The organism is Brevibacillus sp. FSL K6-0770, from assembly GCF_038000275.1.
Lineage (GTDB): Bacteria > Bacillota > Bacilli > Brevibacillales > Brevibacillaceae > Brevibacillus > Brevibacillus parabrevis.
In genome coordinates this window covers 5,815,879-5,827,354 of the sequence record NZ_JBBOBQ010000001.1, presented here as the reverse complement: position 1 = coordinate 5,827,354, position 11,476 = coordinate 5,815,879, and the positions used below count along the sequence as shown (strand labels likewise).

Annotated in this window: 11 protein-coding genes; 3 read left to right on the top strand and 8 right to left on the bottom strand. The window is 52.5% G+C overall.

The window, feature by feature from the left end; translation table 11 throughout:
* Positions 1-155: 155 nt before the first annotated feature.
* Together NST23_RS27585 and NST23_RS27580 are read left to right on the top strand one after the other, a co-directional pair.
* Positions 156-1,217 (top strand): solute carrier family 23 protein, encoded by a 1,062-nt coding sequence (locus NST23_RS27585; protein ID WP_122962360.1) that lies wholly within the window; start codon positions 156-158, stop codon positions 1,215-1,217.
* 25 nt (positions 1,218-1,242) lie between these two features.
* Positions 1,243-1,788, top strand: coding sequence for a phosphoribosyltransferase family protein (locus tag NST23_RS27580; RefSeq protein WP_309538551.1), 546 nt, complete (start codon positions 1,243-1,245; stop codon positions 1,786-1,788).
* Positions 1,789-1,894: 106 nt separating this feature from the next.
* Here the strand turns inward: NST23_RS27580 and NST23_RS27575 are convergent, their stop codons facing one another.
* The 8 genes from NST23_RS27575 to NST23_RS27540 form a co-directional block, all read right to left on the bottom strand.
* Complete coding sequence (locus tag NST23_RS27575) at positions 1,895-3,580, bottom strand: hypothetical protein (RefSeq protein WP_340965047.1); 1,686 nt, start codon at positions 3,578-3,580, stop codon at positions 1,895-1,897.
* Between the two features lie 24 nt (positions 3,581-3,604).
* Positions 3,605-4,042, bottom strand: a complete 438-nt coding sequence (locus tag NST23_RS27570; protein ID WP_122962363.1) for a divergent PAP2 family protein — start codon at positions 4,040-4,042, stop codon at positions 3,605-3,607.
* 24 nt (positions 4,043-4,066) lie between these two features.
* Positions 4,067-4,423, bottom strand: a complete 357-nt coding sequence (locus tag NST23_RS27565; protein ID WP_122962364.1) for an SMR family transporter — start codon at positions 4,421-4,423, stop codon at positions 4,067-4,069.
* 27 nt (positions 4,424-4,450) lie between these two features.
* Positions 4,451-5,377 (bottom strand): decaprenyl-phosphate phosphoribosyltransferase, encoded by a 927-nt coding sequence (locus NST23_RS27560; RefSeq protein ID WP_122962365.1) that lies wholly within the window; start codon positions 5,375-5,377, stop codon positions 4,451-4,453.
* A 255-nt stretch (positions 5,378-5,632) separates the two neighbouring features.
* Positions 5,633-7,429, bottom strand: a complete 1,797-nt coding sequence (locus NST23_RS27555; RefSeq protein ID WP_281868951.1) for an FTR1 family iron permease — start codon at positions 7,427-7,429, stop codon at positions 5,633-5,635.
* An 18-nt stretch (positions 7,430-7,447) separates the two neighbouring features.
* Positions 7,448-8,722, bottom strand: coding sequence for an iron uptake transporter deferrochelatase/peroxidase subunit (gene efeB / locus NST23_RS27550; protein ID WP_173598971.1), 1,275 nt, complete (start codon positions 8,720-8,722; stop codon positions 7,448-7,450).
* Between the two features lie 3 nt (positions 8,723-8,725).
* Positions 8,726-9,613 carry an iron uptake system protein EfeO gene (gene efeO / locus NST23_RS27545; RefSeq protein ID WP_122962368.1) on the bottom strand — a complete coding sequence of 296 codons (888 nt, stop codon included), beginning with the start codon at positions 9,611-9,613 and terminating at the stop codon, positions 8,726-8,728.
* Positions 9,614-9,824: 211 nt separating this feature from the next.
* Complete coding sequence (locus NST23_RS27540; protein ID WP_122962369.1) at positions 9,825-10,541, bottom strand: FadR/GntR family transcriptional regulator; 717 nt, start codon at positions 10,539-10,541, stop codon at positions 9,825-9,827.
* 165 nt (positions 10,542-10,706) lie between these two features.
* On the opposite strand from NST23_RS27540, the gene NST23_RS27535 reads away from it, so the two are divergent.
* Positions 10,707-11,279, top strand: coding sequence for a TetR/AcrR family transcriptional regulator (locus tag NST23_RS27535; protein WP_122962370.1), 573 nt, complete (start codon positions 10,707-10,709; stop codon positions 11,277-11,279).
* Positions 11,280-11,476: the final 197 nt, after the last annotated feature.

The window sequence follows — 11,476 nt, the reverse complement described above, 5'->3', positions numbered from 1 at the left end:
TGTTAATATGGAAAATAACTATAAAAGCAACGAATTACCGATTAAAAACGAACATTAATTAGTTTTCGTTTGAAAAAGATCGCCTTTTATGTTACCTTAACTCATGTGAAAAAGCGGTCATTTGTATACAGCAGCGAAGTGAGGAGAAGGACAACATGGAATGGAAAGACATAGTAGCGGCCCTCAGTGTCGTATTGAACGGCTTGCCGCAAGGGCTGTTGGCATTGTCTCTTGGCTTTGCCTCCGTGCCGACGGCTCTGGCCTTTCTGGTAGGCGCAACGGGCAACGCTCTGACAGGCTCTGTCGCGGTCGTATCCTATCAGGCGGAAACGATTGCCTTGGCGGGAACGATCGGAAAAAGCATGAGAGAACGACTGTCCATGATTTTTGTTGGCGGAATTATTATGACCATCATCGGTCTGTTTGGTTTTCTGGAAAAGATCGTCGATTTTATTGGCCCGGTCATTACCAATGGCATGATGGCAGGTGTCGGCATCATGCTGGCGCGGGTGTCGTGGGAAATGGCTCGCAACAACATGCCTGTTGGTGTCACTTCGATGGGGAGCGGGTTGCTGACGTATTTCATCACAAAGGATCTCGTCTACACCGTGACGATCTCGGTGCTCATCTCCAGTCTGGTCGCCATCCTGCTTAAACAAGGAAGCTCGATCAAGCCGATTGCGAACGACCGTCTTGTTCTGCAAAAGCTGACGTTTTCCCCTGGCATTTTGCGCGGAGCGATGGCGATGGTTTGCCTCAATATCGGGGCGAACATCGCTTTTGGACAAATTAACGGTGAAATCGCCAAATCCGATGTGAACATTGACACGCTCAGCGTAATCTCCAGCGTGGCCGATATGGTGTCGGCACTGTTCGGCGGAGCGCCGGTAGAGGCGATCATTTCCGCTACGGCCGGGGCGCCCAACCCGGTTGCGTCCGGTGTTTTGATGATGGTGCTGATGGCGGCGATCCTGTTTGCAGGTCTTTTGCCGAAAATCGGCCGCTACATCCCGAGTGAATCGATTGCCGGGTTCCTGTTCGTGCTCGGGGCCATCGTGACGGTGCCGGGGAATGCGACTGCCGCTCTGACAGGGGGAGAAGCTTCGTCCGGTTTGATTGGCGGAACAACGATGGTTGTGACGGCGATTTCTGACCCGTTTTTCGGGATGCTGGCAGGCTTGCTGATGCGAGCATTGATCCATGCCTTTGGCATGTAGGGACGCAAATCAGGAGGGATTTTTTGTGGATAAGACATACACGCTGGAAGTGGCAGGCGTAACGCGCGAGCTGCCGATTATGCCGATAGCGGACAACCTTAGCATCGCGAGCTTCGTCATCCTGGGCGATACAGAGCTGGTGACGGCAGCGGCACCACTGCTTGCCGAGAAGCTCCCGGAAGTCGATGTATTGATTACGGCGGAAGCAAAAGGTATTCCTTTGATTTTTGAAGTATCCCGTGTATTGAAGATGAAAAAGTATTACGTTGCCCGGAAAAGCACGAAGCCGTATATGGATGCTCCGCTGATCAATGAAGTCGAATCGATTACTACGCAGAAAAAGCAAATTCTTTGCCTGGATGGCGCGGATGCCAGAGAAATTTCCGGCAAACGCGTTGCGATTATCGACGATGTCATCAGCACAGGCAAGTCGCTGCAAGCGATTGAAGATCTCGTAGTCAAGGCAGGGGGCCATGTCGTAGCGAGAGCGGCTATTTTGGCGGAGGGAGACGCAGCCAAGCGCTCGGACATCATCTTTTTGCAAGAGCTTCCGCTGTTTTTTCACGAATAGAGTAGTTCAGCGCAACATAAAAACCTTCTCAACGATTGCTGAGAAGGTTTTTTGCTTGTGGATGTAAGGCAAGGTTGAAGGCTGCATTCGCATGAGTCACGCGCAACTACTGCAAGTAGTAAATCGCCCGCGAGCTGATGATTCCTTTTACTTCTTGCCCTTCGGCGATCTTTTGCTCGATATACGGGATACCCGCTTCTTGCAGACGGATGCGATTGGCGTTGAAGTGGCGGAAGTCGACGATCATGGTCTTGTTGCTCGCCTTGATTTCCTGAAGCTGTTGCTCGGCCATTGCGTTAATGGACCTTTGTCCCAGCATGTGGGCGCTGCCAACGAGCAGCATGTTGACCAGCATGACAGCGAGCAGGATGCGGCTGCCGTAGCGGGTGAGCGCAGCTTGTGCGTCCCAGCCTGCCAGCGTGACGAGAAGCGGGATGAGCCAAAGCTGCGGAACGTACCGCGCCCACCAGCTTTCCGGGTTGATCAGGACAGTGATGAGCAAGATGATGCTTGCGACGAGGAACGGCAAGGCTTTCCTGCGCTCGCGACCGAAAAGCAAAGCAAGCACGATCAGGAAGGCAAGCAGCACCGCGCCGCCAAACCACGGTCCAAAGCCCGCCACTCGCACGTCCGGAGCCAGAAACACCTTCAGTTCCTGCGCGGAGAAGGTAAAGGGCCATTTCAGCGTCGTTTCTTTTGGCGTAGCGATATTTTCCGATTGGGCGAACAAGGAAATGCCAAGCTTGCTCAGCGAGTTGATGTCTTTAAAGTCGTGCGGGCTGTTCGAAGTCATAATATCCACCGCGCCCTTGCCCGCCAGCGGGTAGAAAGGATGTCCCTTGGCAAGCGTGTTGGTGACGTATGGATTGTAGCCGACAACGACGACGGTAATGACCAGACTAGCGGCGAGCCACGCCAGGACGGTTTTCCAGCGTTTTTGGCGATCGCAGAAAAAGAACAGCACCAGCAAAGCGCCGCCAAGCAGTACGGCATACACCAACGCTGTGAACTTGATCTGCGCAAGCAACATCAGGGCAGAGCAGAGAGCCAGCATGGTCCAGGTGTGGTAGCGTTTGAGCAGCAAATACCCGAGCGCGCAAATGATCAGCACGAGCGAGCCAAGCTGTCCGTCAATGTAAAAGGACGTCGCTTGCGACACGACGACCGGATTGCAGGCAGCCAAAATCGCCAGAACGACCGCCAGCCCCTTTTTCGCAGGAAAAGCCGTCCGCAGCGCTGCCAAGCTGAGGAAGAAGGACGCAGCCATGAGCAGCAGGTTGAAAATTTTCCCGACTTCAATCTGGTTAGTCACCTTGTACATGACCGCATCCAGCATCCAGGGCCCTTTGGCGTAATGGTTGATCCACAGGTGGAAGGCAGACAAGATTTCCTTGTTGTCCATTTCTTCGATCGGCTTGCCTGGCGGCTTGAGAATCGGGGCATCGTGCACCGGATTCCAGCCATTCGTAAGCAAGATGATGGCTTCCTGGTGATACGTTTGTCCATCAAAAGACAGATCGAACGTATTGGCGCTAATGTACCAGCCGCCCCCGATGACGATGGCCAACCCTGCGAGCAAGGCGACCAGCCAGGTCGGGCGGCGCAAAGGAACAAACGTGGCCGTCATGGCCAGCAGGCAAACAAGAGCGGCCAGGACAGACAGCCAGAAGCTGACCGCAGTAACCGGGATGCCCAGCAAAAAGAAAGTCGACGTAACGAGTACGATCGAGGCGATAAAAAACAGCAAGGTCGCCCCGATTACAAACGAGTAAGTAGCGGTACGGTTATTCATGAATGTAATCTCCTGTTTTTGAATCTACAGAACAGGGAGGTTTGCAGCCAAAAGGTGCAGGACGGTGGCGAGAATGATCCCCAGCACCAGCCCCCCGGCAATTTCCCATTTGGTATGACCCATGCTCTCGCGCAACGGCTTGGACAAAAGCTGCTTGTCCGGGTGTTCTTTTGCCAGCGCATTGAGAGCGGCGGCATGCTTGCCTACGGCTCTGCGCAGTCCGGTGGCGTCGATGATCACGATAAACGTTACGGCGACCCCGAGCCCGAATGCCGGATGAGTGAAGCCCTCCTGCAAGCCGATCAAAAATACGGTGGTGACCATGACCGTTGTATGCGTGCTGGGAAACCCGCCGTTCCCCACCATGTTTTTTGCTTCTTGCCCAAATCGGAGGTAATTAATCAAAAATTTGGTTATTCCAGACACAAGCCAGCCGATAAACGGCGCCAGCGCATATAACATGACTACGCTCCTCTTTCGTGATGATTATGACTGGGAGATGACAACGACGCCTACGACGATGATTGCCAGCCCTACGATACGGGTGAGCGACAACGGCTCTTGAAAGATCAGAAAAGAAAGTCCGGCTACCAGGACGTACCCGAGGGCCGCCATCGGATAAGCGTAAGAAAGCTGAACTTTTTCCAGCGCGGCAATCCAGATAAACGCGGAAAGCCCGTAAAGCGCCAAACCGACCATGATTGGCAGGTTCGTAAAATAGTGCAGGAACTTCAACACCAGCGCGTCATTGTTGCCAGAGAGGGAGGACGCCCCCATTTTCATGGCAATCTGACCACTTGCGCTGAGGATGACCGAGATGAGGATAAGAACGATGGATGGCATAGTTTGATCCACAACCTGTCTGTGCAATTAAAATTCAAAGGTGTAAATAATGCCGGCTACGGCGATGACGTAGAGCAGTACCGTGATGAGAATCGGCTTGTCCTGGAGCAGAACTTTTTCAGGGCTGCCGCCTTTGTCCGTAATCGTAATCAGGTACAGGTAGCGGAAAATGCCGAAGATCACCAACGGAATCGTCCACATCAAATGAACGGTTCGCCCGGAGGTAAAGGTGAACAAGCTGTAGCTGATAATCGTGGCTGTCGTGACAATCGTATTCAGTTGATTCAACAATTCGGACGAATAGCTGTCCAGTACCTTGCGATGCGTGCCTTTGTGGGCTTGCAGCAAAAGCAGCTCATGGCGTCGCTTGCTGATCGCAAGAAACAGGGCAAGCAGCATGGTACAGAGCAAGAACCATGGCGTAAACGGCGTGTTGATCATCAGGCTGCCCCCGATGGCCCGCAAGACAAATCCGGACGAGATAATCATCACGTCGAGGATGACGACATGCTTCAGTTTGAGCGAATAGGCGACGTTGAGCACAAAATACACCGTGAGCACGACGCCGAACAGTCGGTCAAAATAAAAGGCCGAAAAAAGCGAGCCTGCCAGCAAAAATACCCCGAACGACAAGGCGAGCGCAGGCGGCAGCGCGCCGGAAGCCATCGGACGGAATTGCTTCTCCGGGTGGTTCCGGTCGTTTTTAATGTCTACGAAATCGTTCAAGATGTAGACACAGCCTGACACGAAGCAGAACAGCAGGAAAGCAAACAGCGATTTGCCGATGACATCTGTGCTGACTTTGTGCAAAGAAAAGAGCAGTGCCGCAAACACGAGCAAATTTTTGGTCCATTGGTGTGGACGAAGCTGCCGAATTAACAGATAGACCATATTTTGGCGGACGCGCGAAGTCGTTTTGACGTCGACTTTTACAGAGTTTGATGTTGCCCCCATATTTCTCTCCAATCCATAAGGAATCTTACCATCCTACTAATGACGAATCATGTAAAACGAAAGTTACATCTGTTGCAAGATAACGTTTAATTCTGTCGTAAAATGGGCGGGTTGTCTATACCTTTTTACAGCATTTGTGAGATTTTGGCAGAGGGAAATGAGAGAATGCATCATTTGAAGGTTGTATGTCCCTATGAAAAACGCAGCTTCCGGCATGGGTGTCATGCCAGTGAGCTGCGTTTTATGCTTGTATGCTTAATTTGTCCGCGGAACGCCTTTCGCTGGCTTTTTCCACGAATACAGCGACAGGTTCACCAAAATGATGGCGAGAATGACAAGCTGCGGAATCGTCGTTTCCCAGTTCGCGTAGATGCCCAGATCAGGCAAATGGAGCAACAGCTCCGAGCTGTGCGCCGGCAGGCTGCCCGTGACTTGCAGGGCGTGTACGCTGACCCCGATGAACTTGAAGGCCATGTAATAGAGCAGCAGGCTGGCAACCAAAAAGAACGGACGGACGGGAATCCGCGAGCTGAGCCTGATGAAAGCGAAGCTGATGATGGCGAGCAAAAGCAGCGCGCCACCGATCCCGAGCAAAAGGTTTGTCATGGAAATCGATGCTGCCATCCCCATGTAAAAAATGATCGTTTCCGCGCCTTCGCGAACAACTGCGAGGAAGGCCGTGAAGGCAAGCGACCACAAAGCGCCTTTTGCCAGAGAGGAACCGATTGATTTCTGCACAAACTCGTTCCAGGCTTGCAGGTTGGACTTTTTATGCAGCCAGGCGCCGATTGTCACCATGAACACGACAGCAATAAGTCCTGTAATGCCTTCGATCGTTTCCCGCGAGCTTCCTGTAGTGAGATTGGAAAAGACGATGCTGAGCACAATCGCGAGCAGCGCGGAGGCAACGATACCAAGCGCCGCCCCTGACCAGACCCATTTGCGCTTGTCCGCATTCCCTGACTTTTGCAGGAACGCAAGCAGCGACATGATGATCAGGATCGCTTCCAAGCCTTCGCGGAACAAAATCAGTCCTGCGTCCCACGCTGTATAGGAGGCGGCGGTAGCAAACGGCTCAAGCTCGACTTTCATTTCGCCCAGCAGAGCCGCTGCTTTTTCCCATTGCGGCGGGTTGGACAAGATCAAGGTCGGCACGGAAACCATCTTTGCTTCGATGCTGCTGTAGGTGGCTGGCGACTTGGTCATGACCACGCCTTCTACCAAAGGCCACGAGGCAATAAACGTGTCCATTTTTCCTGCGGCGTCGTCGGCCTTTTGGCTGGCGATGTCCGTTTCTACCGAACTGATCAGCTGCAAAAGCGAGGAGATCGTTGGCTGTTCCCCGGATGCGACGGCACTGGAGCCAGGCGCCACTGATTTTCCTGCTACGTAGTCTTCGACGGCTTGCTTCAACGTTTGCAGTTTTTCCGTACTTTTTTGTGCATTCGGCGGCTCGGTATTCAAGGCGATGCGGGCGCCGCTAATTTTTACTTCCATATCACCATAGACGGAGGCGTTTTCTGAGCGAACCAGACTCTCCGCCTTGTACCAGCCTGTTACGAAGCTGTTGTACGATTGCTTGGCCTGGGGCCAGTTGTTTTCCGAGATAGCAGTCAGACTTTTCTCCAGAAAAGGCAGCAAGTTGGCGATTTGCTTGTGCGCTTTTTCCTTCGGCTGACCAGCTGATTCCTTGCTGGTCACGTAGCGGTCGGCTGCTTTTGCCAGATTGGAGATGGCAGCCGTGGCTGCTTCGGGATTCGACTGTATTTCGCCGAGTGCCTGCTGGGCTTGCTCAACCGCTGCCGACAAAGCCTGAGCCTCTGCTGACGTATCGTCGGTGTTCGCGTCCCAGACGGCTTTCAGGCTGGTTACGGCTTTGGTAACCTCGTCCCAGTTCTTGTCTCCGCTGCTGATCAGCGCATCGCTGGAGAGCGCGATCAGCTGTTTGAGCTGATCAGGTGCGAGCGGAGCGGCGATGACAGTCGACAGCCCGGAGATGAGCAGCAGGAGGCAGAGGAAAACGGAAAAAAGATAGCGTTTCAAAGTATTCACTCCATCCATGCTAGTTGGTTAGAACAGTGTGTCTCCGATGTAGCCGCCTTCGCTTACACCCGGAAGACATGCATAAAGCCCACTGCCGACATGGGTGATGTATTCGTTCAGCAAGTCGACTGACGCGAGTTTTTGTTGCATCGGGATGAATTGCTTGCGCGGGTCGCGGTTGAAGCAGATGAACAGCAGTCCGGCGTCAAGCTGCCCGGTGCGGACATCGAGTCCGCTGGAATACGAATAGCCGCGGCGCAGAATTTTGACTTTGCCTTCCATATGCGCCAAGGCTACGTGAGAATCAGCCGGAATGACCAGGTTGCCCTTGGCGTCTTTGCGATTCAGCTCCAGATCGTCGAACTCGTTTGCTTTTCCGAGCGGTGCGCCAGAATCGCGATGTCGGCCAAACGTGTTTTCCTGATCGTCCAGGGCTGAGCGGTCCCATACTTCGATTCGCATGCGGATTCTGCGCATGACCATGTAGCTGCCGCCAGCCATCCAGGCCGGATTGTCCGACGGTTGCGCCCAGACGATTTCATCGGCAGCGGCCGGGTCGTCGACTTTCGGGTTGTTGCTTCCGTCTTTAAAGCCCATCAGATTGCGAGGGGTAGAGCCGCTTGGATCGGCTGCTCCCGTGCGCTGGAAGCCTTCCTGAACCCAGTGCAGCACAGCTTTTCCGCGCGCGATTCGAGCCAGGTTGCGCAGCCCGTGGAAAGCAACTTGCGGGTCGTTGGCGCAAACCTGGACCACGATGTCTCCATCTGACCATTCCTTGCGAATTTCGTCACTGTTGAAGCGGGGCAGATCGACCAGGGCGGCGGGCCGCTTGGCAGACAGACCGAATCGTTCGTCGAAAAAGGAAGCGCCCAGTCCAAAAGTAATCGTCAGCCGCATCGGGTTGAGCCCGACGCTCTCTCCTGTATCGACAGGCGGGAGGTGCGGGCTGCCGCTCTCCTCATCTACCGTCTTGCCAGCCGCCAAACGGGCTGCGGCGGCCGTCCAGCTTTGGAACAGCTTGCGGACGTCGTCCAATGATGTCGTCGTTAAATCAAAAGCACCCATGCAGATAAAATCCTGCATAGGTGTAATGATCCCGGCCTGATGCTTCCCGTAAAAAGGGATAATGCCGTCGGAAAGAACAGGGGTCGCAGCTGCTTTCTCGCTGGAAGGAGTTGACGGCATGAACGATTTCATGCCAGTCGCGCCCAGAATCAGCCCGAGTCCTCCTACGCCAGCGAGCTTCAGCGCTTCACGACGAGTAAATTTTGTCTGGTCGTTTTCGGGATGCTTGTTGTTCATCAGTTAGCCTCCAATGATGGTGCCCATTTTGGACAGTGGCTCAGCCAATGCATCCAGAGCTTGGCTCAGTTTTTTCACTTCGTCTGGCTTCAATTCTGTGTACAGCACATATCCGCCATCTTTGCGGTAAGGAGCGAGGGCCGCGTCCAGCTCAGCAAAACGGGTTTCGATCTCTTTGGACAGAGCCGCGTCTTTGGCATCAACAGCAGGTTTCAGCACTTTGAAAATCTCGTTTGCGCCTTCTACGTTTGCTGCGAAATCGTACAGGTCAGTGTGGGAGTAACGCTCTTCCTCGCCTGTCACCTTGCTGGTAGATACTTCATTCAGCAGTTCTACAGCGCCTGTTACGAGCATTTTTACATCGATCTCCACGCTTTCGACTTTGACGCGGAGTTGTTTGACGTCTTGCAGCAGCTGGTCTGCTACAGCGCCCGAATCAGCAACCGATTTGGTTTCCCACAGAGCTTTTTCCAGTTTGTGATAACCGCGCCACTCGTTATCTGGAACATCGCCTTCGCGAGCATCGATCCAAGGGTCGAAATCACCCAAAGATTCAGCGATTGGCTCGATGCGCTCGAAGTAGGCGCGAGCTGGAGCGTATTCTTTTTTCGCTTTCTCCATATCGCCAGCTTTAACAGCTGCGGTAAAGCTTTCGGTTGCTTTTACCAGTTGGTCTGTCTGTTCGATGACCCATTTGCGGTAGTCGTCGATCGGAGCTTTCAAATCAACAGCGGTAGTAGCTGCTGGCGTTTCAGTAGCAGCAGGTGCAGCAGGTTGAGTTGCCTCAGGTTTTTTCTCTTCTTTTGGCGTCTCAGCGCTTCCGCAAGCAGATAGCATGAGAGACGAGCCGAGTACAACTGCGGACAACGGATAACCCCATTTTTTCATCATGTGAAAACATCCCCTTATTTATCATATAAGTGTGTACTTATTCGTTGATAATAAAAATCATTATCATCCCAGAAAGTAATGTAAACCTTTCATTGTATCTTTGCAATATTTTTTTACAGCTTGGTCAGTGGTTTATTTCGCCTGGCGAAAAAAGAGAGCAGAAAAAAGACGAACAGCCGCCGAATCGCTCGACAGCTGCTTTTTCGTTCTCTCAATTAGCCAAATATTTCAGAAGAATTTGTTCTACGTGGAGCAGGTGTTCAGTCATTCTGGCTTGGGACGCTTCCGGGTCTTGTCGCTTCACGGCCTCGTAGATCGCTTTGTGTTCGAGAAAAAACTGTTCGGAGACAGAGCGGTTGGAGTAAATCTCGACTCTTCTCGTCTCGCGAATGCCAATCTCCATCTGCTTGGAGATCGATTCAAACAGATGCACGAGTATGGAGTTGTGCGTCGCTTTGGCGAGCGCCAGGTGAAAGAGCAGATCGGTGCGCTCGCCTATGTCCTCGTTTCCGATATGCTGCTCCATCTCGCTCAAAATTTCTTCCAGGGCGTGCAGGTCATGTTCGTCCCGTTTGCTTGCAGCGATGGCAGCGTTGGCGACCTCCAGCGATTTTCGCGCTTCGATCAATTCAAGAATGGTCTGGCGATTGTTGCGCAAGCCTTGCAGATCAGGCAGCAAGCTTTGGACAGGGGAGCAGGTGCTTTTCACTGTGCAGTGGCCGCCCTGGCGAATCTCGATCAGCCCCATTGCCTTGAGGGCACTAAGCGCTTCGCGGGTGGTAGAACGCCCGACACCGAATTGCTCCGACAGCTCCTTGGTGGAGGGGAGCTTGCTCCCGGCTTGCAGTTCGCCGCTGAGAATGAGCGTTTTCAATTGCTCCGTAATGTGTTCATAATGGTTTTTTTTCGCGAGCCTGGAGAGATCCATTTCAACACTCCTGTACAATCCGTTTTTTTCCAAATTCATTGTAACACAAGAGAAAATGCGAGAAGAGAGGAGGGTTGAGGTTATGAAGAAGCTTGTGTAAACTGTTCATCAACAAGGGTGACTTCAAACGGTTCATCGCAGGAAGAACGGGGGGGAGCGTAACGGATGGCGAGACAAAAACTGCACATCGATGAACTATATGAGGTATCGGGCAAAATTTTGGTGGAAAAAGGGTACGCGGGCTTTCACTTCAAGCTTGTGTCCGACCAGTTGAATGTGAGCCGCAGCACGATCTACGAGTATTTTTCCAACAAGGATGAATTGATTGCTTCTTTAATGGTGCATCTCATGGATACGATTATGGCCGAGTACAAAGACATGGATGAGATCGCGCGGCCGCTTGCGAAGCTGCGGAACATGTACGATTCGTTCATGAAATACGCAGACATTCACCAGATTTTGTTGTTTGCTCCTTTCGTGAACGGGGCTGCATCGCCGAATGTGGAAAAGGCGATGACGACGCTCAGACAACAGCACTATATATTGAACAAACTTTTGACAGACGTCATTGAAGCTTGCAAGGAAGAAGGCACGATTCGCCGCGAAATTCCTAGCGAGCTGATCGCGGGCTTGCTGTTTCAATCGATACAAATTCCCCAAAGTCGCAAGGTCGCGGAGGAGGAGTGGCACAACCTGATTTTTCAGGTGATGCTGGATGGATACGGCGTCAAAATGTAGGGTAGCGCCTGGGCATTCGCGGCCTTTATTTTTTGTCCTTTTTTCGACACTTCTGTCAGACGTAGTGCAATGACGTGAACAACTGCAATAAGATTAGAGCGTCTACGAAAAGAATGATTCTGAACATTCGGCATACATCTGGAGGTTTCTATGATGAGCTTTACACAAGTAAAGTTCATGGGCGAAGGAAGGGATCG

Excerpts from the sequence above, each read along its gene's own strand:
- NST23_RS27575 (WP_340965047.1), bottom strand. The coding sequence starts at position 3,580 with ATGAATAACCGTACCGCTACTTACTCGTTTGTAATCGGGGCGACCTTG.
- NST23_RS27535 (WP_122962370.1), top strand. The coding sequence starts at position 10,707 with ATGGCGAGACAAAAACTGCACATCGATGAACTATATGAGGTATCGGGC.
- NST23_RS27585 (WP_122962360.1), top strand. The coding sequence starts at position 156 with ATGGAATGGAAAGACATAGTAGCGGCCCTCAGTGTCGTATTGAACGGC.
- NST23_RS27570 (WP_122962363.1), bottom strand. The coding sequence starts at position 4,042 with ATGTTATATGCGCTGGCGCCGTTTATCGGCTGGCTTGTGTCTGGAATA.
- efeB (WP_173598971.1), bottom strand. The coding sequence starts at position 8,722 with ATGAACAACAAGCATCCCGAAAACGACCAGACAAAATTTACTCGTCGT.
- NST23_RS27560 (WP_122962365.1), bottom strand. The coding sequence starts at position 5,377 with ATGGGGGCAACATCAAACTCTGTAAAAGTCGACGTCAAAACGACTTCG.
- efeO (WP_122962368.1), bottom strand. The coding sequence starts at position 9,613 with ATGATGAAAAAATGGGGTTATCCGTTGTCCGCAGTTGTACTCGGCTCG.
- NST23_RS27540 (WP_122962369.1), bottom strand. The coding sequence starts at position 10,541 with ATGGATCTCTCCAGGCTCGCGAAAAAAAACCATTATGAACACATTACG.
- NST23_RS27565 (WP_122962364.1), bottom strand. The coding sequence starts at position 4,423 with ATGCCATCCATCGTTCTTATCCTCATCTCGGTCATCCTCAGCGCAAGT.